This window comes from Pseudomonas sp. 10C3 (assembly GCF_036346185.1).
Taxonomy (GTDB): domain Bacteria; phylum Pseudomonadota; class Gammaproteobacteria; order Pseudomonadales; family Pseudomonadaceae; genus Aquipseudomonas.
This window is the reverse complement of the sequence record NZ_JASJVE010000073.1, coordinates 1-546: the sequence shown is the minus strand read 5'-3', so window position 1 is coordinate 546 and position 546 is coordinate 1. Positions and strand designations below refer to the sequence as shown.

Here is a 546-nt window from a genome sequence, read left to right as displayed (position 1 = left end):
CTTGCCGTTGACATGCTGGTAGGCGGAGGTTGTCCTGAAGTGATAGCTGCCATAACGATTGATCCGCCACCCCGTCAGCAGCGCCTGCTCACCGGCCAAGGCGCCTTCCAGCGGGCCGGTTTTGTGGTGGGCGAGCCAGGTGTTGAAGCGGAGGGTGAGGGTTTTGGAGACGGCGAAGGCTTCAGCGGTTCCTCTGTCCATTTCCAGCCAAGGCCACTTTTCTTTTTGCTCTTCACTGAGTGCAATCGAAGACGCCTGTAACGGAGCACCCACGGCATAGGCCTCGGCGTACATAAGGTGCAACGGAAGTTGTGACATCACGTCCTGAGGACCGCCCAGCGACTTGCCCTGATCGCCCGGCGGATATCCACCACCGACATCGGAGTGCATGCCGGGGTACAGGTATTCGACCGTATTGGCGCGGTAGGTTGAAGGGCCACTCGGGTCATCGGGGTCGTTCTTGCGCCGGATCGAGTCCACCGGGAAACAGGTGCGTTGCTCATGGGCGGCGACCAGATGCACGCAGCGCTCCAAAAACTTCTCCGA

1 protein-coding gene is annotated in these 546 nt (G+C 60.3%); it reads right to left on the bottom strand.

Annotated features, from left to right (window positions below):
- Positions 1-522: DUF2235 domain-containing protein (locus QN399_RS26155; protein ID WP_330201931.1), on the bottom strand; the 522-nt coding region annotated here is incomplete at its 3' end.
- Positions 523-546: the final 24 nt, after the last annotated feature.